The organism is Bacteroides sp. AF39-16AC (assembly GCF_003602735.1).
GTDB classification, from domain to species: domain Bacteria; phylum Bacteroidota; class Bacteroidia; order Bacteroidales; family Bacteroidaceae; genus Bacteroides; species Bacteroides uniformis.
Map to the genome: position 1 here is coordinate 1,011 of NZ_QTLN01000078.1, position 236 is coordinate 1,246.

1 pseudogene is annotated in these 236 nt (G+C 41.1%); it reads left to right on the plus strand.

What is annotated here, in order from left to right:
* A pseudogene (locus DW039_RS21395) lies at positions 1-236 on the plus strand (tetracycline resistance ribosomal protection protein); the annotation flags it as partial.

Consider the following 236-nt stretch of genomic DNA (forward strand, 5'->3'; position numbering starts at 1 on the left):
GTAAGTACACCTGCTGATTTCAGACAGCTGACCCCTTATGTCTTCAGGCTGGCTTTGCAACAGTCAGGTGTGGACATTCTCGAACCGATGCTCTGTTTTGAGTTGCAGATACCCCAAGTAGCGAGTTCCAAAGCTATTACAGATTTGCAAAAACTGATGTCTGAGATTGAAGACATCAGTTGTAATAATGAGTGGTGTCATATTAAAGGGAAAGTTCCATTAAATACAAGTAAAGA